General features: G+C 42.2%; 28 protein-coding genes and 1 riboswitch. Of the genes, 16 read left to right on the top strand and 12 right to left on the bottom strand.

The features are described from left to right. The first annotated feature begins 27 nt into the window (after positions 1-27). The 7 genes from AC4HAN_RS02245 to AC4HAN_RS02215 all read left to right on the top strand — a co-directional run bounded on the left by AC4HAN_RS02245 (position 28) and on the right by AC4HAN_RS02215 (position 5806). Positions 28-2154, top strand: coding sequence for a Tex family protein (locus AC4HAN_RS02245; protein ID WP_491090937.1), 2127 nt, complete (start codon positions 28-30; stop codon positions 2152-2154). Continuing rightward, positions 2141-2578, top strand: coding sequence for a SprT family protein (locus AC4HAN_RS02240; RefSeq protein WP_491090936.1), 438 nt, complete (start codon positions 2141-2143; stop codon positions 2576-2578). The genes AC4HAN_RS02245 and AC4HAN_RS02240 overlap by 14 nt, the downstream gene beginning before the upstream one ends. A gap of 99 nt (positions 2579-2677) precedes the next feature. After that, on the top strand, positions 2678-2974 hold the full coding sequence (locus tag AC4HAN_RS02235) for a PspC domain-containing protein (RefSeq protein WP_491090934.1): 297 nt from the start codon (positions 2678-2680) through the stop codon (positions 2972-2974). Between the two features lie 254 nt (positions 2975-3228). Further along, the gene (gene hprK / locus AC4HAN_RS02230; RefSeq protein WP_491090932.1) at positions 3229-4161 is read left to right on the top strand and encodes an HPr(Ser) kinase/phosphatase; all 933 of its coding nucleotides are present in this window, start codon (positions 3229-3231) and stop codon (positions 4159-4161) included. After that, positions 4158-4961 carry a prolipoprotein diacylglyceryl transferase gene (lgt, locus tag AC4HAN_RS02225; protein ID WP_491090930.1) on the top strand — a complete coding sequence of 268 codons (804 nt, stop codon included), beginning with the start codon at positions 4158-4160 and terminating at the stop codon, positions 4959-4961. The genes hprK and lgt overlap by 4 nt, the downstream gene beginning before the upstream one ends. A 9-nt stretch (positions 4962-4970) precedes the next feature. Further along, positions 4971-5363 carry a DUF948 domain-containing protein gene (locus AC4HAN_RS02220; RefSeq protein ID WP_491090929.1) on the top strand — a complete coding sequence of 131 codons (393 nt, stop codon included), beginning with the start codon at positions 4971-4973 and terminating at the stop codon, positions 5361-5363. A 2-nt stretch (positions 5364-5365) separates the two neighbouring features. Further along, entirely contained in the window at positions 5366-5806 is a 441-nt protein-coding gene (locus AC4HAN_RS02215; RefSeq protein ID WP_491090928.1) for a YtxH domain-containing protein, read from the top strand. A gap of 298 nt (positions 5807-6104) precedes the next feature. On the opposite strand, the gene AC4HAN_RS02210 is transcribed toward AC4HAN_RS02215, so the two are convergent. Continuing rightward, complete coding sequence (locus AC4HAN_RS02210) at positions 6105-6392, bottom strand: DUF3270 domain-containing protein (protein ID WP_491090927.1); 288 nt, start codon at positions 6390-6392, stop codon at positions 6105-6107. Positions 6393-6553: 161 nt separating this feature from the next. On the opposite strand from AC4HAN_RS02210, the gene AC4HAN_RS02205 reads away from it, so the two are divergent. Continuing rightward, positions 6554-7480, top strand: coding sequence for a peptidase U32 family protein (locus AC4HAN_RS02205; RefSeq protein ID WP_491090926.1), 927 nt, complete (start codon positions 6554-6556; stop codon positions 7478-7480). A 16-nt stretch (positions 7481-7496) separates the two neighbouring features. Next, positions 7497-8786 carry a peptidase U32 family protein gene (locus AC4HAN_RS02200; RefSeq protein WP_491090925.1) on the top strand — a complete coding sequence of 430 codons (1290 nt, stop codon included), beginning with the start codon at positions 7497-7499 and terminating at the stop codon, positions 8784-8786. A gap of 119 nt (positions 8787-8905) precedes the next feature. Here the strand turns inward: AC4HAN_RS02200 and AC4HAN_RS02195 are convergent, their stop codons facing one another. Beyond that, positions 8906-9220 carry a hypothetical protein gene (locus AC4HAN_RS02195; RefSeq protein WP_491090924.1) on the bottom strand — a complete coding sequence of 105 codons (315 nt, stop codon included), beginning with the start codon at positions 9218-9220 and terminating at the stop codon, positions 8906-8908. Positions 9221-9369: 149 nt separating this feature from the next. On the opposite strand from AC4HAN_RS02195, the gene AC4HAN_RS02190 reads away from it, so the two are divergent. Next, positions 9370-9582 (top strand): YdbC family protein, encoded by a 213-nt coding sequence (locus tag AC4HAN_RS02190; RefSeq protein WP_491090923.1) that lies wholly within the window; start codon positions 9370-9372, stop codon positions 9580-9582. A 61-nt stretch (positions 9583-9643) separates the two neighbouring features. On the opposite strand, the gene AC4HAN_RS02185 is transcribed toward AC4HAN_RS02190, so the two are convergent. The 3 genes from AC4HAN_RS02185 to lysS all read right to left on the bottom strand — a co-directional run bounded on the left by AC4HAN_RS02185 (position 9644) and on the right by lysS (position 13148). Continuing rightward, positions 9644-11002 carry an Nramp family divalent metal transporter gene (locus AC4HAN_RS02185; protein ID WP_491090922.1) on the bottom strand — a complete coding sequence of 453 codons (1359 nt, stop codon included), beginning with the start codon at positions 11000-11002 and terminating at the stop codon, positions 9644-9646. 216 nt (positions 11003-11218) lie between these two features. Continuing rightward, positions 11219-11362, bottom strand: a complete 144-nt coding sequence (locus tag AC4HAN_RS02180) for a hypothetical protein (protein WP_491090920.1) — start codon at positions 11360-11362, stop codon at positions 11219-11221. Positions 11363-11657: 295 nt separating this feature from the next. After that, positions 11658-13148: a lysine--tRNA ligase gene (gene lysS, locus AC4HAN_RS02175; RefSeq protein ID WP_491090918.1), complete on the bottom strand. Its 1491-nt coding sequence runs from the start codon at positions 13146-13148 to the stop codon at positions 11658-11660. Positions 13149-13429: 281 nt separating this feature from the next. Here lysS and AC4HAN_RS02170 point away from each other — a divergent pair, with 281 nt between their 5' ends. From AC4HAN_RS02170 to AC4HAN_RS02160, 3 genes are all read left to right on the top strand, one after another. After that, positions 13430-14698, top strand: a complete 1269-nt coding sequence (locus tag AC4HAN_RS02170; protein WP_491090917.1) for a LysM peptidoglycan-binding domain-containing protein — start codon at positions 13430-13432, stop codon at positions 14696-14698. Between the two features lie 11 nt (positions 14699-14709). Then, positions 14710-15192 (top strand): Valyl-tRNA synthetase, encoded by a 483-nt coding sequence (locus AC4HAN_RS02165; RefSeq protein ID WP_491090915.1) that lies wholly within the window; start codon positions 14710-14712, stop codon positions 15190-15192. A gap of 267 nt (positions 15193-15459) precedes the next feature. Continuing rightward, positions 15460-16362 carry an HAD family hydrolase gene (locus AC4HAN_RS02160; protein WP_491090914.1) on the top strand — a complete coding sequence of 301 codons (903 nt, stop codon included), beginning with the start codon at positions 15460-15462 and terminating at the stop codon, positions 16360-16362. Between the two features lie 48 nt (positions 16363-16410). On the opposite strand, the gene AC4HAN_RS02155 is transcribed toward AC4HAN_RS02160, so the two are convergent. The 7 genes from AC4HAN_RS02155 to AC4HAN_RS02125 all read right to left on the bottom strand — a co-directional run bounded on the left by AC4HAN_RS02155 (position 16411) and on the right by AC4HAN_RS02125 (position 21537). Continuing rightward, positions 16411-17058: a histidine phosphatase family protein gene (locus tag AC4HAN_RS02155; protein WP_491090913.1), complete on the bottom strand. Its 648-nt coding sequence runs from the start codon at positions 17056-17058 to the stop codon at positions 16411-16413. Between the two features lie 19 nt (positions 17059-17077). Continuing rightward, positions 17078-17440 carry a YccF domain-containing protein gene (locus AC4HAN_RS02150; RefSeq protein ID WP_491090912.1) on the bottom strand — a complete coding sequence of 121 codons (363 nt, stop codon included), beginning with the start codon at positions 17438-17440 and terminating at the stop codon, positions 17078-17080. Positions 17441-17442: 2 nt separating this feature from the next. After that, complete coding sequence (locus tag AC4HAN_RS02145) at positions 17443-17916, bottom strand: aminoacyl-tRNA deacylase (protein WP_491090911.1); 474 nt, start codon at positions 17914-17916, stop codon at positions 17443-17445. Next, a complete protein-coding gene (locus tag AC4HAN_RS02140; protein WP_491090909.1) occupies positions 17913-18755 on the bottom strand; it encodes a DUF368 domain-containing protein in 843 nt (280 codons plus the stop codon). The genes AC4HAN_RS02145 and AC4HAN_RS02140 overlap by 4 nt, the downstream gene beginning before the upstream one ends. A 43-nt stretch (positions 18756-18798) precedes the next feature. Further along, a complete protein-coding gene (locus AC4HAN_RS02135) occupies positions 18799-19785 on the bottom strand; it encodes a peptidoglycan recognition protein family protein (RefSeq protein WP_491090908.1) in 987 nt (328 codons plus the stop codon). 149 nt (positions 19786-19934) lie between these two features. Next, entirely contained in the window at positions 19935-20510 is a 576-nt protein-coding gene (gene thiT / locus AC4HAN_RS02130; RefSeq protein ID WP_491090907.1) for an energy-coupled thiamine transporter ThiT, read from the bottom strand. Between the two features lie 40 nt (positions 20511-20550). Further along, positions 20551-20650: riboswitch (TPP riboswitch) on the bottom strand. Positions 20651-20691: 41 nt separating this feature from the next. Further along, the gene (locus AC4HAN_RS02125) at positions 20692-21537 is read right to left on the bottom strand and encodes a glycoside hydrolase family 25 protein (protein WP_491090906.1); all 846 of its coding nucleotides are present in this window, start codon (positions 21535-21537) and stop codon (positions 20692-20694) included. 166 nt (positions 21538-21703) lie between these two features. Here AC4HAN_RS02125 and AC4HAN_RS02120 point away from each other — a divergent pair, with 166 nt between their 5' ends. The 3 genes from AC4HAN_RS02120 to AC4HAN_RS02110 are packed head-to-tail and all read left to right on the top strand — an operon-like array spanning position 21704 to position 23721. Further along, complete coding sequence (locus AC4HAN_RS02120) at positions 21704-22834, top strand: 5-methyltetrahydropteroyltriglutamate--homocysteine S-methyltransferase (RefSeq protein WP_491090904.1); 1131 nt, start codon at positions 21704-21706, stop codon at positions 22832-22834. Position 22835: 1 nt separating this feature from the next. Beyond that, complete coding sequence (locus AC4HAN_RS02115; RefSeq protein ID WP_491091119.1) at positions 22836-23351, top strand: ECF transporter S component; 516 nt, start codon at positions 22836-22838, stop codon at positions 23349-23351. After that, positions 23335-23721 carry a DUF4430 domain-containing protein gene (locus tag AC4HAN_RS02110; RefSeq protein WP_491090903.1) on the top strand — a complete coding sequence of 129 codons (387 nt, stop codon included), beginning with the start codon at positions 23335-23337 and terminating at the stop codon, positions 23719-23721. The genes AC4HAN_RS02115 and AC4HAN_RS02110 overlap by 17 nt, the downstream gene beginning before the upstream one ends. Positions 23722-23825 lie beyond the last annotated feature (104 nt).

The raw sequence follows: 23825 nt of genomic DNA, 5'->3' as shown, positions 1-23825 counted from the left end.
AAGTGTAATTATGCTATAATATTTTTTATGGAAATTATTGAAAACATTGCTCAGGATCTGACTTTAAAAGAAAGTCAGGTTAATAAAGTTTTAGAATTAACAGCAGAAGGGAATACTATTCCCTTTATAGCCCGCTACCGTAAGGAAATGACCGGCAAACTTGATGAAGTTGACATCAAAGCTATTATTGATCTCAATAAAAGCCTGACGGCCTTGGCAGAGCGCAAGGCCAGTGTTTTAGCCAAGATTGAAAGTCAGGGCAAACTGACGCCGGAGCTGCAAAAGGCCATTGAAACAGCCGATAAGCTGGCAGATGTTGAAGAACTCTACCTGCCTTATAAAGAAAAAAGACGAACCAAGGCAACGATTGCGCGTGAAAACGGGCTCTTTGCCCTGGCGCGGCTCATTTTGCAAAATGTGCCGGATTTAAAAAAACAGGCTGAAACCTTTGTCAATGAAACCTTTACGACAGCTGAAGATGCCCTTGGCGGTGCTATGGATATCCTGATTGAAGCCCTGGCAGACGATACCAAGCTACGTTCGTGGACCTATAATGACATTTGGGCAAACAGTCTTATTTTATCAGACGTCAAAGATGCCGAGGCAGATGAGAAAAAGGTCTTCCAAATTTATTATGACTTTTCCGAACGTGTGTCAAAAATTCAGGGCTATCGCGTTTTAGCGTTGAATAGGGGAGAAAAGCTTGGTATTTTAAAGGTGCATTTTGAGCACAATCTTGATAAAATGCTCCGCTTTTTTGAAGCTCGTTTCAGGGACAAAAATGAGTATATCAAGCAAGTTGTGCAGGCAGCTCTCAAAAAGAAAATCCTGCCGGCCATGGAACGCAGGATTCGCTCTGAACTGACCGAAAAAGCCGAGGACGGAGCCATTCAGCTCTTTTCTGATAATTTGAGAAATTTGCTTTTGATTCCGCCTTTAAAAGGCAAAATGGTGCTGGGTTTTGACCCTGCCTTTCGGACAGGAGCAAAGCTGGCTGTTGTTGATCAAACGGGAAAATTAATAGCAACGCAGGTTATCTATCCTGTTCCTCCAGCCAGCCGGACAAAGATTGAACAAGCAAAGGCAGATTTGGCGGATTTAATCGCAGACTATGCGATTGAGGTTATTGCGATTGGCAACGGGACTGCCAGCCGGGAAAGCGAGGCCTTTGTCGCTGAGGTGCTCAAAGATTTCCCTGAGGTTTCTTATGTTATTGTCAATGAAAGCGGAGCTTCAGTCTATTCTGCTTCTGAGTTAGCCCGGCATGAATTTCCGGAGCTGACGGTTGAAAAACGCTCAGCTATTTCCATTGCCAGACGCCTGCAGGATCCCTTGGCAGAATTGGTAAAAATCGATCCTAAGTCTATCGGTGTCGGTCAGTATCAGCATGACGTCAGCCAGAAAAAACTGGCCGAAAATCTTGATTTTGTTGTGGAAACGGTGGTCAATCAGGTCGGTGTCAATGTCAATACAGCCAGTCCTGCTCTCTTATCGCATGTTTCCGGTCTCAACAAAACAATCTCAGAAAACATTGTTAAATACCGTGAAGAAAACGGACGTCTGAAATCCCGCAAGGATATTCAAAAAGTGCCTCGTCTGGGAGCCAAAGCTTTTGAGCAGGCAGCAGGATTTCTGCGGATTCCAAATGCGGATAACATTTTGGACAGTACAGGGGTTCATCCGGAATCATACGATGCTGTAGAAAAACTCTTTTCCCTGCTTGAAATTACAGAATTGGATGATGCTGCTCAGGCTAAGCTTCAGTCTTTAGATGTTGAAAAAAGAGCTGCAGAGATTGGTCTCGGTCAGGAAACGCTCAAGGATATTATTGCTGATTTGCTGAAACCCGGCCGTGATCTGCGTGATGATTTTGCCGCTCCTCAGCTGCGGCAGGATGTGCTGGAATTGTCTGATTTGGAAATTGGGCAACAGCTGGAGGGAACCGTCCGCAATGTTGTTGATTTTGGGGCTTTTGTTGATATCGGTCTTCATGAGGACGGTCTGATTCATATTTCGCAGATGAGCAGCCAGTTTGTTAAACATCCCAGTCAGGTCGTAGCAGTTGGTGATGTTGTCAGGGTCTGGGTATCAAAAATAGATGAGGAACGTGAGAAAGTCAATCTTTCTCTGGTGGCTTTAAATGAACTTAACTGAGTATGTAAAAGATGTTTCACGCCAGGATTTCGGTCTGGAATTTCAGCATAAGGCTCTTTGGAATTCACGTCTGCAGACGACCGGCGGACGTTTTTTCCCAGAAGACGGTCACTTGGATTTTAACCCGAAATTTTACAAAAGAGATGACCTAGAGACCTTTAGAAAAATTGTCCGCCATGAGCTCTGCCATTATCACCTTTATTATGCGGGCAAGGGCTACAGGCATCGGGACAAGGATTTTAAAGAATTATTGCTCAAGGTTAACGGCAGCCGCTATGCACCGAACTTGAAAAGCAGAACTTTTTATTATTACTATCAATGCCAGAGCTGCGGTCAGGTGTACCAGAGAAAACGGCGCATCAACACTGAAAAGTTTGCCTGCGGGAGCTGTCAGGGCAGATTAAGTCCGCAAAATCAGTCGTAAGGCTGATGTTAAACTTTTTTTAAATGTTATACTGATATTATCAATGAGATTTGTGACAGATCTTTTTAAAAATGAATAGAAGAAGGGAAATGGTTTTTTATGTCTAAGGCCATCTTTTATAAGCAAAGAAAAAATCGTATGATTTGCGGAGTGGTAGCCGGCTTAGCCGATAAATACGGTTGGGATCTGCCGATTGCCAGAGTTCTGACAGCTCTGTTTGTCTATTTTTCAGGAGGCTTTGGCATTGTCCTTTATATCATTTTAGCGATTTGTCTGCCTTATAAGGAAGACTTGGGCAAGAACAGCCAATCAGGCAGCTATCATCAGGGATCGCGCAAGCGAAAGGACGCTGAAGTCATTGATGATAAAGATGATGAGAAATGGTTTTGGCGGTAGGTGACAGCCTAACAAACAGCATCTGTCTTGGAGATTCTTAGAACAGGAAAGAATCAGCAGCCCGCTTGTTAACAGTACGGCCGGCAGGTTTCAGTTCAGATGCTGTCAAATACTGATAGTGAGATGGTATCTTATATTCAGCAGAGAGCCTTGAGGTCTTCGTTATTATTGAAGGTGCTCAAGGCTCTTTTCTTTTACAGCGGAAATCCCATTTTATACGGATTTATGGTATAATAGGGTGCTAAGGAGGTAGTATGTCAGTTACAGTACAGATGTTGGTTGACAAGGTGAAATTAGATGTTGTTTACGGCACGCCTGAGCTCTTGCAAAAGGATATTACAACAGCTGATATTTCCCGTCCGGGTCTTGAAATGACCGGTTACTTTGATTATTATGCACCGGAACGTCTCCAGTTACTGGGAATGAAAGAATGGTCTTACTTAACACAGATGACCTCGCATAACCGCTATTCTGTCTTGAAGGAAATGTTTAAGACAGAAACACCGGCCATTATCGTAGCCAGATCCCTTACAATTCCCGAGGAAATGCTCAAGGCAGCCAAGGAAGGAGGCATTGCTGTTTTGCAAAGCCATATCCCGACCAGCCGGCTTTCCGGCGAAATGTCCTGGTATCTGGATTCCTGTCTGGCTGAGAGGACCAGCGTGCATGGTGTTTTGATGGACATTTATGGCATGGGGGTTCTCATTCAGGGAGACTCAGGTATCGGTAAGAGTGAGACTGGTCTGGAACTTGTTAAACGCGGCCACCGCCTGGTTGCTGATGACCGAGTTGATGTTTATGCTAAGGATGAGGAAACGCTTTGGGGTGAGCCGGCTGAAATTTTGCGGCATCTGCTGGAAATCAGAGGTGTCGGTATCATTGATGTGATGAGTCTTTACGGGGCCAGTGCTGTTAAAGATTCTTCACAGGTTCAGCTGTCTATCTATCTTGAAAATTTTGAGAAAGAGAAGATCTTTGACCGTTTAGGAAATGGCAATGAAGAGATTGAAATGTCCGGCGTTAAGATTCCGCGTGTGCGCATCCCCGTTAAGACCGGACGCAATGTCTCGGTTGTTATTGAAGCTGCGGCTATGAATTACCGTGCCAAACAGATGGGCTACGATGCAACGAAAACCTTTGAAGATCGTCTGACACATCTGATTGATCAAAACGAGGCAGCCAAATGATTAATCCGATTGCTGTTCAGATTGGTCTTGTAGCTATTCGCTGGTATGCCGTTTGTATTGTCACCGGGCTTATTTTGGCGGTTTATCTGGCTATGAAAGAAGCGCCTCGCAAGAAAATCAATCCTGATGATATTTTAGATTTTATTTTGATTGCCTTTCCTTTGTCAATTGTCGGTGCACGGCTGTATTATGTTATCTTTAATTGGGATTATTATTCCACTCAGCCGTTCAGTGAAATAATTGCTGTCTGGAACGGGGGCATTGCTATCTATGGCGGTCTGCTGACAGGAGCAGTTGTGCTCTTTGTCTTTTCCTACTACCGCATGATTAAGCCCATTGATTTTTTGGACATTGCTGCGCCGGGAGTAATGCTGGCACAGGCCATCGGCCGCTGGGGCAATTTTATTAATCGGGAAGCTTACGGAAAAGCAGTAGCTCACTTGAACTATCTGCCTGATTTTATAAAAAATCAGATGTACATTGATGGCCGCTACCGCACACCGACCTTTCTTTATGAATCCCTGTGGAACTTGCTGGGATTTGCCATTATCATGAGTTTGCGCCATAAACCCAAATTTTTAAAAGAAGGCGAAATCACTTTCTTTTACCTGATTTGGTATGGCTGCGGCCGTTTTGTCATTGAAGGAATGCGTACGGACAGCCTGATGTTCATGAATTTACGGGTATCGCAGTGGCTGTCTGCTCTGTTGGTTATTGCTGGGCTTATCCTTGCTGTCCTTAGGCGCCGCCGTCAAACAGTGCCTTACTATCAGACAGCTGGAGAAAGTTATTTAGATTAGGAGAAAATTATGTGGGAAATTGCTTTATTGATTATTGCTCTTGCCTTTGCTGCTTTGACTGTTTTTGTCATTCTTTTGCTCAGAAAAATTTCAGATACTGTTGATGAATCCAGACAAAGTTTGAAAGTTCTGACGAGTGACGTCAACGTGACACTCTATCAGACCAACGAACTTTTAGCTAAGGCCAATGTATTGGTAGAAGACGTTAATGGCAAGGTTGGGACTATTGACCCGCTCTTTACAGCCATAGCTGATTTATCAGAAAGTGTCTCTGATCTTAATCAGCAAGCTCGCTATTTTGGCCAAAAGGCAAGTAACGCTACCTCTAATGTTGGTAAGGCAGGCGCTGCTTATACAGTTGGCAAAGTAGCTTCTAAATTATTTAAGAAGAAAGGAAAATAATTATGAGTAAATTTTTAAGTACGGTTATTATCGGTGCTGCATCAGGTGCTGCGGCAGCTTACCTTCTCTCTACAGACAAGGGAAAACAAATTAAGCAGAAAGTCAATGAAAGCTTTGCTGCCTATAAAGAAAATCCTGAAGAATATCATCAGCAGGCCGCTCAAAAAGCTAATGAGTATAAGTCTGCAGCGGTCAATACCGTTAAGGGCTATAAGGAGAAAATTGAGACCGGCGAGCTGACAAAAGATGATGTGGTAGCTGTTGTTAAGGAAAAAGCCTCTCAGGTGGGAGATTTGGCCAATCAAACCTTATCTGAAGTTAAGGAACGTCTGTCCAAAACTGCCGAAAAATCAGAAGAAGCAGCTGAAACAGTAAAAGCTGAAGTTGATGACATTGTCATTGATTACCAAGAAGAAGCTGCAGATGATGACAGTGAAGCATAAAAAGTAGACTTGACTTGCCTTGAGTCAAGGTATGGGAGTTCTTCTTTTTGACAGCAGATAATAAAAGAGAGTGAGCTGACAATCGGTAAACATCAAACTGATTTTTCTCACTCTCTTTATCTATAGCTGAACAGTCTTATCCGGCAGACAAGACCAATTATTAAACCGCTAATCAAACTTGTCTGCAAAATAAAGATCTGAGATTTTTATTTCAGATCTTTTTATGTTATGACGTTAAATCACTTTGCCGGATACAAACAAAATAAAAAACCACTAGGTCACACACCGGTGGTTTTAATTATGATTTCAGTCGTTTTAAACCTGCCTGGGCGGCTGTGGTAACTCCCCAGCTGATCAGTAGGGACAGCGGGAAAGCAAAGACAGGAGAGAACTTAGCAACCAGAAGAATAAAGCATGTCAGAATTGTCACAACACAGAAAAAAGCCAGTTTGGCGAAAAAAATCAGTTCGTCTAACTTTGTTCTGCTATCATCAAAATCTTGAAATTCTTGGTACTTAGGCGTCAGATCTTCTTGATAGTCAAGTTCTTCATAATTGTCTGGCTGCCTGTTAAGATTTGCTGACATGAGTTCCTCCTCTAAATATTCCTTAACATCTTATCACAAATTGTGAAGTTTGTCATCTGTTTTCTGAAAATTTTTTTGCAATAAGCCTGTTTTTTCTCCTGCAGAGCTTCAATTTTTTTAAAAAAGTAGATTTTTATCCTAAATTTGATACAATAATAGGTATGGAAAAAATTGTTATTACTGCAACCGCAGAATCTGTTGAGCAAGTCAAAGAACTGTTGGAAATTGGTGTAGACCGCATCTATGTCGGTGAGAAAGACTATGCCCTGCGTCTGCCGCATACCTTCAGCTATGATGAGCTGCGGGAGATTGCTGCCCTAGTCCATGAGGCAGGAAAAGAACTGACTGTTGCTGCCAATGCCCTCATGCATCAGGAGATGATGGACAATATCAAGCCCTTTTTAGAGCTGATGAAAGAAATTCAAGTCGATTATTTGGTTGTCGGCGATGCTGGTGTTTTTTATGTCAATAAGCGCGACGGCTATCATTTTAAGCTGATTTACGATACATCTGTTTTTGTCACTTCCAGCCGTCAGGTTAACTTTTGGGGCCAGCATGGAGCAGCAGAGGCTGTTTTAGCGCGTGAAATTCCTTCACAAGAGCTTTTTGTCATGTCTAAGAATTTAGAGATTCCGGCTGAAATCTTGGTTTACGGAGCTTCTGTCATTCACCATTCAAAGAGGCCTTTAATTCAAAATTATTATCATTTTACACACATTGATGATGAGAAATCAAGAAAACGCGGGCTTTTTCTGGCAGAACCGGGCGATCCGGAATCGCATTATTCCATTTACGAAGATAAGCATGGGACTCATATTTTTATCAATAATGATATTGATTTGATGACTAAGCTTTCGGAATTAACCGATCACCATTATAATCATTGGAAACTGGATGGCATTTACTGCCCGGGGCACAATTTTGTCGAGATTGCCAAATTATTTGTTAAGGCGCGTACCTTGATAGAAGCAGGAACTTTTACGCAGGATCAGGCCTTCCTCTTTGATGAAGAAATCAGAAAACTCCATCCCAAAGGCCGTGGATTGGATACTGGTTTCTATGACTTTGACCCTGATTTAGTAAAATAAAGGAAAAGGATATAAAATGACACAAACAATAAAAAAACGTCCGGAAGTTTTATCACCGGCCGGAACCTTAGAAAAGCTTAAGGTTGCTGTAGATTACGGAGCAGATGCTGTTTTTGTCGGCGGACAGGCTTATGGTCTTCGCAGCCGTGCCGGTAATTTTTCCATGGAGGAAATGGCCGAAGGCATTCATTATGCTCATGAACACGGTGTAAAAGTTTATGTGGCTGCCAATATGGTAACCCATGAAGGCAATGAAATCGGAGCAGGACAATGGTTTAGAGAGCTGCGTGATTTAGGCTTGGATGCGGTTATCGTATCAGACCCTGCCTTGATTGCCATCTGTGCAGCAGAGGCACCGGGTCTTGAAATTCATCTGTCTACACAAGCGTCGTCAACCAATTATGAAACCTTTGAGTTTTGGAAAGAGCTGGGGCTGACACGTGTCGTTTTGGCGCGTGAAGTCACCATGGAAGAGCTGGCTGAAATCCGCAAACGTACCAATGTTGAAATTGAGGCCTTTGTGCACGGGGCTATGTGCATTTCTTACTCAGGACGCTGTGTCTTGTCCAATCACATGAGCCATCGTGATGCCAATCGCGGCGGCTGTTCACAATCCTGCCGCTGGAAATATGACCTTTTTGACATGCCTTTTGGACAGGAGCGCCGATCGCTTAAGGGCGAGATTCCTGAGGAATATTCAATGTCAGCCGTTGATATGTGCATGATCGAGCATATTCCGGATATGATTGAAAATGGTGTTGACAGCCTCAAAATTGAAGGCCGCATGAAATCCATTCATTATGTTTCCACAGTAACCAACTGTTATAAGGCTGCCGTTGATGCTTATCTTGAAAGTCCGGAGAAATTTGAAGCCATCAAGCAGGATCTGATTGATGAATTATGGAAAGTGGCTCAGCGTGAATTGGCGACTGGATTTTACTACAGTACACCGACAGAAAACGAGCAGCTCTTCGGAGCGCGCCGCAAAATTCCGCAATACAAGTTTATTGGCGAAGTTGTTGACTTCGATGAAACGAGCATGACTGCTACTATCCGTCAGCGAAATGTCATCAACGAAGGTGACCGGGTTGAGTTTTACGGACCGGGCTTCCGCCACTTTGAAACCTTTATTCAGGATTTGCATGATGCCGATGGCATCAAGATCGAACGTGCCCCTAAACCTATGGAGCTCTTGACCATTACAGTGCCTAGGAAAGTAAAAGCAGGCGATATGATTCGTGCCTGCAAGGAAGGCTTGGTCAATCTATACAAAGAAGACGGCAGCAGTGTAACGCTCAGAGCGTGATTGCTGGTGTGATTAATAAAAAAGCCAGCCTACTATGAACTGAACGGGATCAAGAATTAGATACGAAATCCAATTCTTGAGGTCAGTACATAGTATGCTGGCTTTTTTGTTTGTGTAGCTTATTTTAGTTTTTGTGAGTCTCTGACCGTTTTTGGCACCAGGGTTAAACGTTTGATGTCTGAGATGCTGATAATTGCTGATATATTTTTTTGAAAATTTTTTAAAATGAGCTTATTGTTTTCCCTGTCATATTTGACAATATCTCCCGTAAAACTCTTATCAAGATAAATCACATGGACAGCCTCATGCTTTTTTTGGGCTTGTAAGATAGTGTGCAGCAGCTGATTGGTTTTTAAAACAATGTCAGGAGATTTTTTGGTCGGTTCAATGAATTCCCTCACATGCTCTAAAATCATTTGTATAAATCTTTTCATGGCATTTTCTCTAAAAAATTGTTAGAATGATTATACCTCATTTTAGATTAAAATGAAATACTTAATTAAAAATTGTAAGAAAAACAATAAATTTAACAAATGCTTCTTTTTAGCATTTTTTCTTACGAATATTTTGATAGGAGGCATATATGGCAGAATTTACATTTGAAATTGAAGAAAAACTGTTAGTCCTGTCTGAAAATGACAAGGGCTGGACCAAGGAACTCAACCGCGTCAGCTTTAACGGCGCACCGGCTAAGTTTGATATCAGATCCTGGAGCCCTGATCATACCAAGATGGGCAAGGGGATTACCCTGACCAATGAAGAATTTGACGTTTTAGTCAATGAATTTAAAAAATGAAGCCGAAGCAGTATTAAGCTTCGACTTTTTATTTTGCCTTAAAATGGAAAATCTGCCCTGCTTAAAAGAGGGTGTCTAAGATTAACTGTAAATTGAGGATGGTCAATAAAACAGCAACTCCGTAAGCCAGATAGGTATTCCATTTAGCATTGACAAAATCGCCCATGATTTTTTTCTGGGAGGTAAAATAAACCAGCGGAAAGATAGAAAAGGGCAGCGCAATAGACAGGAAAACCTGTGAGTAAACGATAAGTTGGTCTAAAACTTTTTCCTGACTGCCGTAAATGACAGCAGCAATTAAAACAGGAAGCAGCGCCAATAAACGTGTTACCAGACGAATGAGCCATTGGGGCATTTTCAAGTGCAAGAAGCCTTCCATCACGATCTGACCGGTCAGTGTTCCGGTAATAGTTGAATTTTGGCCGCTGGCCAAAAGAGCAATGGCAAACAAGGTTGATAAAAAGGAACTGGCAACTGCTCCGGCAATCGTGTGATCAGAAAGGGCATTGTACATTTGTGAAAAGGCACTGATTTCACTGGCATGGCCATAAAACAGTGATGCTCCGAGAATCAGCAAAAGAGAATTAACAATAAAGGCCAAGCTCAGCTGAATGTTGGAGTCCCAGGTCATGAATCTTACGGCCTGCCGAATAGAAGATTTATGCTTGTAATCGACCCGGCGTGTCTGTGAGATGGACGAATGGAGATAGAGGTTATGGGGCATGACAGTCGCACCGATAATACCAAGCGCTAAGGTCAGTCTGCTGTTATCAGCAGTTTGTGACAGATCAAAAATTGAAGTGCTGGGAAGATAGCCCTTGAAAATACCGGCCACACTTGGATTAGAAATAAGAACGAGATAAGCAAAAATCACTAAAATCGTCAAAATCAAGGTTGAAACAATAGCCTCAATTTTTCTAAAGCCTAATTTCATAATAGACAGGAGCAAGAAAACATCTAAGATGGTAATGAAAATTGAAAACAGCAGCGGCCAGCCAAACAAAAGATGCAGGGCAATTCCTGAACCGATAACTTCTGCCAAATCAGTAGCCATAAGAGCCAGCTCGATAATGACAAACAAAAGATAGCGCAAGCCCTTAGGGAGATGTGCTGCTGTAGCCTGAGCCAAGTCTTGGCGCGTTACAATACCTAATTTTCCGGCCATTTGCTGCAGCTGCATGGCAATGAGGGAGGAAATGAGGACAACCGACAAAAGCAGGTATTTGTAACTGGCTCCGCCGACAACACTGGTAATCCAGTTGCCGGGGTCCATATAACCGACGGCAACAAGAGCTCCCGGACCTAAAAAAGCTCTCAGAGTTGTCCAGAAAGAAGCGTTTTTAGGAACTTTGACACTTTGATTGACCTCACTGAGAGACTGTTTTTGAGGAGGAGTTGCTGAAGGATGGTGAGTTTCCATTTGAAAATCTCTTTTCTAAATACGTTTATCTCAAGTATAGCACAAAAATTTTAAAAAGTTAAGTATAACAAAGTAAAAAATTAGGTGTGCCTTATTTTATAGGAAAAATAAAAAAACTTGGATAACCGTGAACTTGAATTCACAAACTGAGTCTAAACAGACTAAGAATGTTTCAGGCAGTCACCGTTTCCAAACTCATTATAATTTATTTACTAGCTAATCTTTCTTGTGATCCAAAATATCCTTAATACCAATCAGGATAAAAACAATACCGAGAACCGCAAAGATATAATGTTTTTGCAAGAGCCCATAGGCAATAAAAATAGCAGCCGATAAAAAAGAAATATAATATTTTTTCATGTTAATGATTAATTGGCAAATGGAAGGCCAAGCGTCCTTTCTTTAGGGGTCAGTATCATACAAAACGTTGATTTTATTGTATCATGAAAAGCTGCTGGAAACCAGTAATTAAAAGTAAGGGATAGCTGTGCCGCACAGTCAAAAAAATCCAGAAGCTAAAACTTAAAAGGTCAGCTTCTGGATTTGACTGTTTATTTCGCTGTAGGGAGTGAAAAGCTCTAGTTCAGCCTCTCACCTGAAAATAAAGGAGCGAGAGGTACTGGTTGTGGAGTAGTTACGTGCAAATAAGTCTAACCTATTTCATTGTAGGGAATAACAACACATCACGGATAGTAGTGGTGTCAGTGAGGAGCATGACTAAGCGGTCGATACCGATACCCAGTCCTCCGGTTGGCGGCATGCCGTATTCAAGGGCTTCAATATAATCATAATCGATGCCTGTTGCTTCATCATCTCCCAGTTCCTTGGCGGCAGCCTGTGCTTTAAAGCGTTCCAACTGATCGATAGGATCATTCAGTTCGGTAAAGGCATTGCCGTATTCATGGCACATGATAAAGAGTTCGAAGCGATCGGTGAAGCGAGGATCATCTGCACTTTTTTTAGCCAGCGGCGAAACTTCTACCGGATGTCCATAGACAAATGTTGGCTGAATGAGTGTTTCTTCGACAAATTCTTCAAAGAAAGCGTTAATAATATGACCGACAGAAGTATAGTGTTTTTCAAGCGGAACATTTTTTTCCTTGGCTAAGGCCTGTGCCTCTTCCAAAGTCATTTCTTTCCAAAAGTCAACACCTGTTACTTCCTTGATTAAATCAACAATGTGAGCACGTTTGAAAGGTTCATTGATTCTGATTTCAGTGCCTTGATATTGAATAGGACCGTCTCCTTTGACAGCCTTGGCCACATGCTGGACGATGCCTTCTGTCAGATCCATAATATCTTCAAAATCAGCATAGGCTTGATAGACTTCAATGGATGTGAATTCAGGGTTGTGAGTCGCATCCATGCCTTCGTTGCGGAAGATACGGCCGATCTCATAGACCCGTTCCATACCGCCGACAATCAGCCGTTTCAGGTGCAGTTCGGTAGCAATCCGAAGCACCATATCCATGTCTTGGGCATTGTGATGTGTGGTAAATGGTTTAGCAGCAGCACCGCCGGCCTCATTGTGGAGAACAGGCGTTTCTACTTCTAAGAAACCAAGTCCGTCAAGATAGCGGCGGATTTCTGAAATAATTTTTGAGCGTGTTACGAAACGTTCGAAACTGTCACGGTTGGAAATCAAATCAAGGTAACGCTTGCGATAGATGGTTTCCACATCTGTCAGACCGTGGAATTTTTCCGGCAGAGGTCTCAGGGATTTGGACAGATGCGTGATGTGAGTCGCCTTGATAGAAAGCTCACCCATATCTGTACGCATGACTTCCCCTTCAACACCTAAGAAGTCTCCGATATCAGCCTTTTTAAAAATTTGGTAGTTGTCATCGCCGACGGTATCTTTGCGCACATAAATTTGAATCTGTCCTTCACGGTCCTGCAGGTGGGCAAAACCAACCTTACCTTTGCCGCGTTTGGTCATGAGCCGGCCGGCAATAGTAGCTGTTTCATTAATGTCGTGCAGTTCTTCTTTTGATTTGTCAGCATATTTTTCTTTTAATTGGCCAGAAGTGGCAGTACGCTCAAAACGTTTGCCAAAGGGGTCGATTCCCTGTTCAGAAAGGGCAGCCATCTTTTCACGGCGGACAATCTGCTGGTCATTTAATTCTTCTGTATGTTGATTTGACATGTTTTCCTCCAAAAAGTCATTTATACCATTTTATCATAAATTAAGGACATGTGGCATATAAACTCTGGTAAAAATGCCTTGTCAGAGAGAAAAGAAACAAAAGTCCGATTTTGTTTGTGAAAAATTTTAAAATAAGTTGACAGCAAAGTGTTATAAGGACTATAATAAAAGTAAATAAATTGTAACATAGTTGAAAACTAATGTTAATCAGTGCCAATTTTTTAATTTTAATATCATCAACGGTTAAAATGGCGATTGGCAGGTTTTTGGGAGGATTATCAATGAAAAAGAAACAGCTTTTTGGCAGTGCTATGATGCTGGGTGCGCTTGTTTTGCCGATGCTTGTGCAGACAAAAGCAGCAGCAGGTGATTTTTATGCTGACCAGACCAACGCTCAGCGTGCTGACATTACCAACTGGGTTGCCAGTACTCCGGATCAAATCAGCAACAATATCTCATCTCAAAATATTAATTTAAACAGCCTCAATGGTGAACGCTATGTTATTCAGTGGGGCGATACCCTTTGGGGAATCTCTCAGGCAACTGGTATTTCTATCCAAAAACTTGCTTATGACAATAACATCGCTAATGTCGATTTGATTTATGCGGGGGATGTCCTCATTCTTAACCGTGACGGAAAAGTTCCTGTAACCTATACCTATGAGGGAACCGGACACTACTGTGCCCACACCTCAATCAATATTAATTTTTACAGCGATGATGACACTGTGGTTATTGTCAACAACACAGCTTACTATGAAGACAATCATATTGAGCACAATTATCCTGCTGCCGATGATGACAACGATGCCTCATCATCTGCCAATCAAACGGCTGACGAGAATGTTGCAGACAGTTCTTCAAGCGATGATGAAGCCGATCAAACAAGCTCTAATAATAACAAGGCTCGTAAATCAGCTAATGACAGCAAAAATAAGAGTAAGCTAAAAGCGAAAGAAAAAACATTAGAATCTGATGTTTATCAGGATGCTATTCAAAACGAAGTTAATAAGCTTATCGCTGAAGAAAGCGATAGTGATAAAATTAGTTTTATCTCTCATGATCTAGACAAAGCAGATGCCACTCAAACAGAAGATTTGGAAAAAGAAAGCCTGTACGAAGAAGATCAAATCATTGAGGTAAAGAGCACTGCTCAGACCGAAAAAGCAGCTAAAGCAGCTGCCAAAGCTATTTATGAACAATTAAAGAGCGATGGCCAACTGCAAAACTTGCTTGATGCACAGGCAGTTCAATTAAATGTTTTAGCCAACAGCGACACAGAGCTCAGCTTTAATCTCAATGTTTATAATAAAGCTGAAGAAACAGAGCAGAGCGATGCTTCAGATGATGAGACTGATATTCCGGATTCAGCTAATGACAGTAACAACAGTGATACTGACAGCAACAATAGCAGCGATACTGTAGATACTCCGGCAGATAGTGATGATACGGATGATTATTCAACAGCAGCAGATTCCTATGAGGAAGAAGAAACGACTCAAGCCGTAACAGAATCGGCTGATGAGCCTTATGATAATTCAGAAGAATAGTGAGGGATTTAATGACTAAACGTAAGCTAATAACTGTTATCGCTGCAGCTCTTCTTGGTCTTCTCGTCATTGGCGGCGGATTTTATTACTATGCCAGCCACCATGTAGCAAAGATGATTCCGGGGCATGCCTATCAGTATTCAAGTGTTCTTAAAGGCGAAAAGAATGACCGGGTGATGTATGTTGCGTTTTCCGGTACTGGTGACAAGGCCATTGTTACTCGGAATAAAGCTGCTGCTTTAAAAGCTGTACAGAGCGACAGGCAGTTTGAAAAAGTCTATAAAGATCAAAGCACAAGCGCAGCCTGGAAATATAAGGCCAAAGGCAATAAAGTGACTTTAGGGAAAGTAGAAGACAATAAGCTGTCTCAATGGCAGTACAACAGCGTCTTAGCCTTTGGAAAGCGTTTCAGCTCACGCAGTTTTACTTACCAGATTTCCGATGCCGGTCAGGGACAGGTAAAACAAAAGATGCAATTTAAACAAATTGATTAGCGAAAGCAGACATTTATAGTCATTGTCCTGAGCGCAGGACAGCTTAAAAGCTCAGTTCATCAGCTGATGAACTGAGCTTTTTTTAGGGGTCATAATGCAGCAATAAACTCAGCTTGAAAGCAAACAAAAGAATAATATTTTTGACCAAGGGCCGTCTCAGTGGGAAAAGGCACCTTTGCATGCCGAAAAAGCAGGTGATAAAGATTTTGAAAAAACACTGAAAAAATAGTATAATTTTTTAGAATTAAGATTTAGAAAGACTTACTTATGATTAGTGCTATTGTTTTTGATGTTGATGACACTATTTATGACCAGCAGGCACCGTACCGCAGTGCTGTAGAAAACTGTTTTCCTGATTTTGACATGGCTCAGATCAATCAGGCTTATATTCGTTTTCGCCATTATTCCGACACCGGTTTTCCGCGGGTAATGGCTGGAGAATGGACAACCGAATATTTTCGTTTCTGGCGCTGTGAACAGACCCTATTGGAGTTTGGCTATCGGCAGATCAGTGAAGATGAGGGCAATCATTTTCAGGCTATTTACGAAAAAGAGCTCGATCAGATTACAATGCTGGATGAAATGCGTCTGACACTGGATTTTCTGAAAGAAAAAAATATTCCCATGGGCGTTATTACCAATGGTCCGACCGAGCATCAGCTGAAAAAGATAAAAAAATTAGGACTCTACGATTATGTTGCTCCTAAGCGGGTCTTGGTCAGCCAGGCGACAGGTTTTCAAAAACCGCAGAAAGAAATTTTTAATTTGGCTGCCGAGCAATTTGATATGGATCCGGATACGACGCTGTATGTGGGAGACTCTTATGACAATGATATCATTGGAGCTCATAACAGCGGCTGGCACTCCATGTGGTTTAATCATCGCGGCCGCCGCTTGAAGCCCGGAACAAAGCCTGTTTTTGATTTGCAGATTGACTCCTTTGAGCAGCTCTACGGAGCAGTGAAGGTCTTGTTTGATCTACCCAGCCATAAATTTATTTTTGACACTAATGACCGCAGCAATCCTGTCTTACAGCTGGGAATTAATAACGGTCTTATGATGGCTGCCGAACGTTTACTGGAAAGCAATATCAGCATTGATAAGGTTGTTATTCTGCTTAGGCTGGATAAGAACCAAGAAAAAGTACTGCGCTTGAAATATGCTAAGTAAAAAGAGAGCCAATTAAAATCACGATTTTTGATTTTAATTGGCTCTCTTTTAGTGTACGTTGACTTCTTGAGGCATTTTTTCTTTATAGGAAACATCATTCCAAGTGATAAGGTCAAAATGTTCAAAATCTTTTGTTTCCAAAATAGTAATACTGGCATTATCCAGGCCGCCGTCACGGCGAAACTGAGCAGGTTCATTGCCCAAGAATGACTGGATAGCTGCTGTCAGTGTAGCGCCGTGGCCCACCAGTAAAATATTTTGAGCCGGCAGGTCTTTAAGCGACTTAACAAAGTTTGAGACGCGGTGCGTCACACGGTAAACAGATTCGGCGTCAAAGATGGAATGGTTGAACTGTGCCAGATTATGGCGGAAAGCTTTCATTTGTTTGGGATAGATGGAGCTGACTAAGCTGATTTTTTGGCCTTCCAGTCTGCCCAGATTCCATTCCCGCAGGGTTTTAGTATAGGTAATGTCTGTAGGATGGACATTTTCCCGAGTGATAATCTGGCTGGTCAGCTTCGCCCGTTTGAGATCGCTGGAATAGACCTTGTCAAATTTGATGTCTTTTAAATGGCGGCCCAGGAGCTCTAATTCCTTAATAGAACTTGTTAAAAGCGGTGAGTCTCCGCCGGCTCCCTGAAAGCGTCCTTCTAAATTCCACTCAGTTTTTCCGTGTCTGACAAAATACAGTTTCACAATTCTTATACTCCTAAATCTAATCAATAATTTCAACACCAAAAGGAAAGAGACTGATACCGGCCATCTTGACCGATTGCAGGGCAAAGGGAATTCCGATAATGGTCAGGCAAAGCACAGCAGCACTGGCCAGATGCAGCAGAGCCAGCTCCCAGCCGGCCAGTAAAATCCAGATGATATTTCCTAAGAGGCTGGAGAAACGGTCTGAAAAGATGATCGTCTTGCCAAAGGGAAAAAGGCCGAAAGAGCCGATTTTAAAACACTGCAGTCCAAAAGGAATCCCGATAACAGTGATGCAAAGCAGCAGTCCCACTGCATACCAGGCAATAGCAGCCCAAAGTCCGGAGCAAAAGAACCAAACAATGTTTCCAAGTATACGCATGCTTACTCCTTAATATCAGCGAATTCAGCCTTGACAAACTGTGCTAAAATTTGGCTGTCGATGCGGATAGACCGGCCGATTTCACCAGCTGATACAATCATTTTTCCTTTGTCAAGCGCGATGCTGTCAATATAGATAGGGAAATGATGTTTTTGCCTGATGCCGACAGGATTGTTAGCACCGTGGACATAGCCGGTTGTTTTTTGCAATTCCTTTTGCGGAATCATACTGACTTTCTTGTTACCGGATACTTTAGCCAGCTTTTTTTCAGACAGGTGTTCTGTGATAGGGAGAATTCCGATAAGAGTTCCTGTTTTGTCACCTGTCAGAGCCAGCGTTTTAAAAATATCCTCTTTTTTGATGTCCTCTGGCAACTTGCCTTCTAGGGCATTGAGTGCTAAACTGTCGTGCTCTATCTTGGCCTTATCCAAAATCTGATCCACTAGTGTTTTTTTCAGTTTATGCTTTTTGCTCATTTGTATTTTTCCTCAAGTTTGCTCATCCAAAGTCCCAAAGCAATACCGGCAGCAAAGCACAAAGCAGCTGCTAAGAAGGTCAGCCAGCTGCTGCCTGCATAGGAGATACTCTCCGTATTTCTTGGATTTGGAATGATGATTAGAAGCGTACTTGAAATGACAAGTCCCAAAATAAAGTGATAAACGCGGGAATGGTAGTGGGTCAAGGCGTAATCCATAAGCTTTGAAAAGAGCAGCACAGCTGCCATACCGCCGATGGCAATCGGCAGGAAAACGCCCAGTAAGTCGAGATTTTTAAAACCGGTCAGCATGGGTGAATACAGTCCCATAATTAAAAGAAGATTAGACGGACTGAGCCCCGGTACCAAGACACCAAGAGCAATCAGAACACCGGCAAGGACAAAGCTTGCGAAATTAGCCGGAATGGTGCCGACTAAGTCATTTAAAAAGTAGAGCAGGAGACCGGAAATCAAAAAAGTTCCCAGAAGCCAGGCCCAATCTGCTTTATCGCGCTTAGATTTTTGAGTGGATTCGGCAAACAGAGTCGGCAGGGTACCGACGATTGTTCCTGTAAAGGCCCAAAGGACAGGGACCTCATAATGTTCCAAAAGGTACTCTAAGGGTGCAGAAAAAAGCGCGATTCCCAGAATACCGCCGATTCCTACCGGAATGAAGAAGAGAACATTTTTGACAAAGTCTTTTGACAAGTGTGCTAAAAATGAAATAATACGCTCATACAGACCTAAAATAGAAGCTAAGACTCCGCCTGATACACCGGGCAGAATAAAGCCTAGGGCAATGATGACCCCTTTGATTAATCTTGTTATCCAAGAAAGCATGATTTCCTCCAAAATAAATAATATACTTTCCCATTATATCATTTTAAAGCTGATTATAGTAGGCTTGAATCAAATCTAAAAAGTTTTTTACGGAGTAATCGCTGGCAAAAAATTCTGCAGCAGCTGTGTTCCAGTAGTCATCCGGGTCTTGGTGGTCTGTTCCGCCTAAATAGCTGGATACCATCTGGTGCGTCCAGACAGTGCCTGAGGCATCTTTTTGTCCCAGCGTAACCGGCAGGTGATATTTTTTAAGCATGACAGCTGTATAATAAGCAGCATTGGCCAGCTGTTTGGCAAAATCTGCCTGGCTGTGCTCGCGAATCATTTCAAACTGAAGATAATAAGGATTTCCCTTAGGACCGGCACCCTGAGCCATGTAGCGGTCATCGGCAATTTGAAAAATACTGTCTTTGTCAATAAAGCTGTGGACAAAAACACCGGCTGATTTATAATTTTTCTCCATATAAGAGACTTCACTCTGGATAGATGAACTATCGTTTCCGGTATCGTGAATAATAATGCCTTTGGGCTGGCCGGAGGAACTATAATAGGCTTTTTTATCAAACTGTGAATAGATAGCCTTGGTCATCTCTGCATGAGGGTACTGTAAAGCGGCGATATATTGATTGATGGCATTGGTCTGTTGAATTTGAAGCTTTTTAGCATCGATATAGCAGGTGCGCCCCTTTAATTTTATTTTAGCCAGAGTGACTTGCCTGCCTTTTAAGCTGGTCAGAAAATAGCCTTCTACTTGTACAGTGGCATTTTGTTCCAATTTGTCTGCAGCCAGATCAAATAGATAAGGATAAAGGGTCGGCGAAGAATCATCAGCTGCAATAATCGCTGTCTGATCGGCTTCATAAGAGGCAGAGACATGAAAGCGATGCTGGTAAAGAAAAAGAGCAAGTCCCAAGACAACAAGCACAAATCCTGTGAGAATAAAGTATTTAAGCTGCTTTTTCTTTTTTTGCTGCCGTCTGCGCCGGCTTTTCTTTGACGTATGTTTTTTGCGTTTTCGTTTTTTAGCCATACCATTATAATAGCATGATTGGCTTAAAAAACTGAAATAAAAAAGTAAGACATTTTGATCTTACTTGCTGTATCAGCCTATTAGGCTTCCAAATTGAAAAGAGGCGAAATTCTTCCGCCTCTTTGTGCTTTCAAAGGATATGAATTAGTTTAGTTCTTTGTTTTTGCCTTGGTCTTAGGCAAAAAGAATTGCGGCTGACCGGGCACCAGAACAAGCAGAACCAAAACAACTACCAAAAACGTAAACAATCCTGCACTGCCATTGACAGTAAAAGAATACCAAAAAGGAGACATTCCTTTTGGTGCGTAATTTCCCCAAAAGATAAATCCGGCGATGTAATGGCAGATATACCGGCTGAGAGTAGCTGCAAAAGCTCCCGTAATGGCATAAAACAGGGCCTTGGATTTATTTTCCTTTTTAAGAGCTGCTTGCAGGGGATGTTGCATAAAACCGGCAAAGCCCATGCAAAGAAAGGCAAGGATATATTCCAGAATGACCTGTGAAAGGCTTAGGTAGTAGACCTTTGCTAAAAGAAAATGCAGCAGTCCCCAGAGCAGGCCGGATAAAATCCCATATTTAGCTCCCCTTCTTAAGGCGAAGATAATGAGGGGAATAGCTCCGAAAGACGGTGTAAACCAACTGGCAAAATCAGGTAGGAGCGACAGGACCATGGCTAAAGCAGCAGCCAGAGCCGCTTCAACCAGAATGACTGAATTTTTGGACATAAAAAGACTCCTTTCATTCAAGGAGTCTGCATGTGTTAATTTCATCAATTAGTCACATCCCCACGCTAGTATTAACTAGATCAGGTCCATAGGATTTCGCCAAAGGCAATCTCAGCTAAGAAGCACTCCTTGTGATATTCTGTTACCTACATTATATGACGGAAGCTAAAAGCTGTCAAGCTTATTCATTCACCGGCCCGAATAATTTTTCATAGGTTGCTTTTGTGTCCTTGTTGACGGCAATTTGATTGAGGTCCAAGGTGTGTTTAAACCCTTGCAGCTGACCTTGAGAAGTATATTGGTGCAGGTCATAGTTTAATTTGGTCTTTGGAACAGCTTCAAAATAGCCTGAGTCTGTGCCATAGGTCGGTATCCAGATAGCATCAAAGCCTTTGGTGGAAATGCTGTGCTCTTCCATGAAATAGGTGCCGATATAAATACCGACATTTTCAGCACCGAGACGTTTCAGTTCATCACGGAAAGCCTTAACACCTTTATTCATGTCAGACATGGTTTTTTCTTCAACATCAAGCCAGTAGAAAGTCGGGTTGTAAGGCGAAGCGTTTTTATAGAAAGTTTTAGCCTCAGACTTCATTTTCTTGACATTGGACCCGCGGACATAGGCGTAGACAGCTACAGGAATGCCTCGTTTTTGGAACTCTTCAATATGTGTCTTAAACGATTTGTCAACTCCGGAACTGTGAGCAGCATTGTTCTTTTTAGCAATGCCTGAGCCTCCCTGAACCCGGATAATGGCACCCGATATGTTACTGGACAGGGTGTCATAATCAATTTCGCTGGGCAGCTGCCAGCCGGAGATATCAATAATCGGATTAAGAGTAAAAGTGTCTCCATCTGAATTTGCTTTTGGTTTCTTTGCAGTCTGTTCAATTTCAGGAATTGATTTTTTAGCAGCAGCTAATTCTTTTTGCCGCGCACTTTCAGAACGAACATTGCCCAGAATGAGCAATAGTCCGAACAAACTGAAGAAAGCCAGAACAAAGACAGGCTTAATTCTTCTTCTCATCTTCCTTATTTTAACGTAAAGTTTGGAAAAAAGCAAAATATGTCTGTTTAACAGCAGCACATATAGTCATTAGCTATAGCAAATCATAATATATTTATATTTTACAGCTATAGGAACAGATGATAAAATGAAAGACAATAAATTCTATCTATTTTAAGGAGAAAAGATGGCGAAAAAATATTTTGAACACGTTGGCAGTTTTTTACGCCCGGAAGCTTTGAAAAAAGCACGGGAAGAATTTGAAGCTGGGAAAATTTCCAAAGAAGAGCTGAGGGCTGTTGAAGACCGGCTGATCAAAGAATTGGTTGATAAGGAGATAGCAGCGGGCCTTGAAAAGGTAACTGATGGTGAATTCCGCAGAGCCTACTGGCATTTGGACTTTTTCTGGGGCTTTCAAGGAGTTGATCATGTTCAGGCAGCAGAAGGCTATCATTTTCATGATGAAACAACCAAGGCTGATTCGGCTTTAATTGCCGGAAAGATAAGCGGAGAAAACCATCCTTTTATTGCAGATTATAAGTTCTTATATGATCTCCTTGCTGACAAAGAGGGCGTTGAAGCCAAATATACTATTCCGGCTCCGGCACAGTTTTATTTTGAATTGATCCGCGATGCCGACCATGTTGCAAAATTAAATGCAGTCTATCCTGATTTTGCACAATTGCGGCAGGATATCAAAAAGGCCTACCTGACAGTGATAGAAGACCTGTATAAGGCTGGTCTGAGAACCCTTCAATTTGATGACTGTACCTGGGGAACCTTGGTTGATGAAGTCTTTTTAACAGCCTGGGGTGCTCCGCAGAATAAAAGTTCTAAACAAGTCAGAGATGAATTGGCAGACATTTTTCTGACCTTAAATAATGATGTCTACCAAAATGTTCCGGACGGTTTGCAGGTCAATACGCATGTCTGCCGAGGCAACTATCATTCAACATGGGCTTCATCAGGCGGATACGGTCCGGTTGCTCAGGAACTGTTTGGAGAGGAAGCCGCTAAAACTTACTTTTTAGAATTTGACAGTGAACGTGCAGGCGGTTTTGAACCGTTAGCGGAATTCAAAGATCCGGATAAGGTGGCTGTCCTTGGCTTGATTACGTCAAAGGATGCTAAACTTGAAGATAAAGAAGCTATCATTGTCCGCCTTAAAGAGGCCAGCCAATATTTGCCGCTGGATCAGCTTTGGCTGTCCACTCAGTGCGGATTTGCCTCAACAGAAGAAGGAAATATCTTGACAGAGGAAGATCAATGGGCTAAATTAGAACTTGTAAAAGAAATTATTGATGACGTTTGGGGATAATATGCCGCTTCAAAAAATCAGCCGCATTGCGATTTTGTCGGCATTAGCGATTGTTTTGCGAATTGCTTTTGCCGGTCTGCCCAATATTCAGCCGATAACTGCCATCTTTTTAGTATGCGCAGTTTTTTACGGCTTCTGGGAAAGCTTTTTGATTATGTCTGTAACAATGTTGGTTACCAGTTTTCTGCTGGGCTTTGGCCCTTGGGTTTTAGGACAGGTTATTGGTTTTGGCAGCATCTTATTCTTATGGAAATTCATTTGTTATCCTCTGACGAAGTCTTTGCGGCTTGGCAGCATAAATCAGATAATTCTGCAGGCTGTTTTGGCAGGCCTGATGAGCGTTATCTACGGTATCGTTGTTGATACTTACTCAGCCTTACTGTTTGCAGCTCCGGTGTTTGCTTATATTTTGGCTGGTATGACGTTCAATCTGATGCATGCTGTGTCAACTGTGCTTTTCTATCCCATCATCTTATCCATTTTTAGGAGATTATTATCCAATGAAAAAACTATATGAATTTTTAGCCTTAACCGGAATCGTTCTCTTTCTAGCAGCTTGCAGCGACAGCGAAACCGGCAGTAAAAGTAAGACGTCTGAAGATTTTCAGGTCAGGCTGATTGTTAAGACCGGTTCTAACAAAACTGACGAAAAGGTTTCCTTTAATAAGGGAGACACGGTGATGGACGTGCTGAAAGCCAACTACAAAGTCAAAGAAAAGAGCGGCTTCATCACAGCTATTGACGGCCTGTCCCAGGATAAGAAGGCCGGACGTTACTGGATGTTTGATGTGAACAATAAATTAGCCTCTAAATCCGCTGATAAGATCAAGGTCAAAGACGGCGATAAGATTGAGTTTTACCAGAAAGTTTACAAAGACAAAAAGTGAAGCAGCTGTGTTTTCGCTATGAAAGCGCACCAATACTGGAGAATTTATTTACTTTTTTGTTAAAAATGATATGATAGAAACTATCAATGTAAAGAAGGGAATTG

Source organism: Streptococcus sp. ELY_86 (assembly GCF_058314495.1).
Note: the sequence above shows the minus strand (reverse complement) of the source record. Positions and strands in the feature narration are given on the sequence as shown.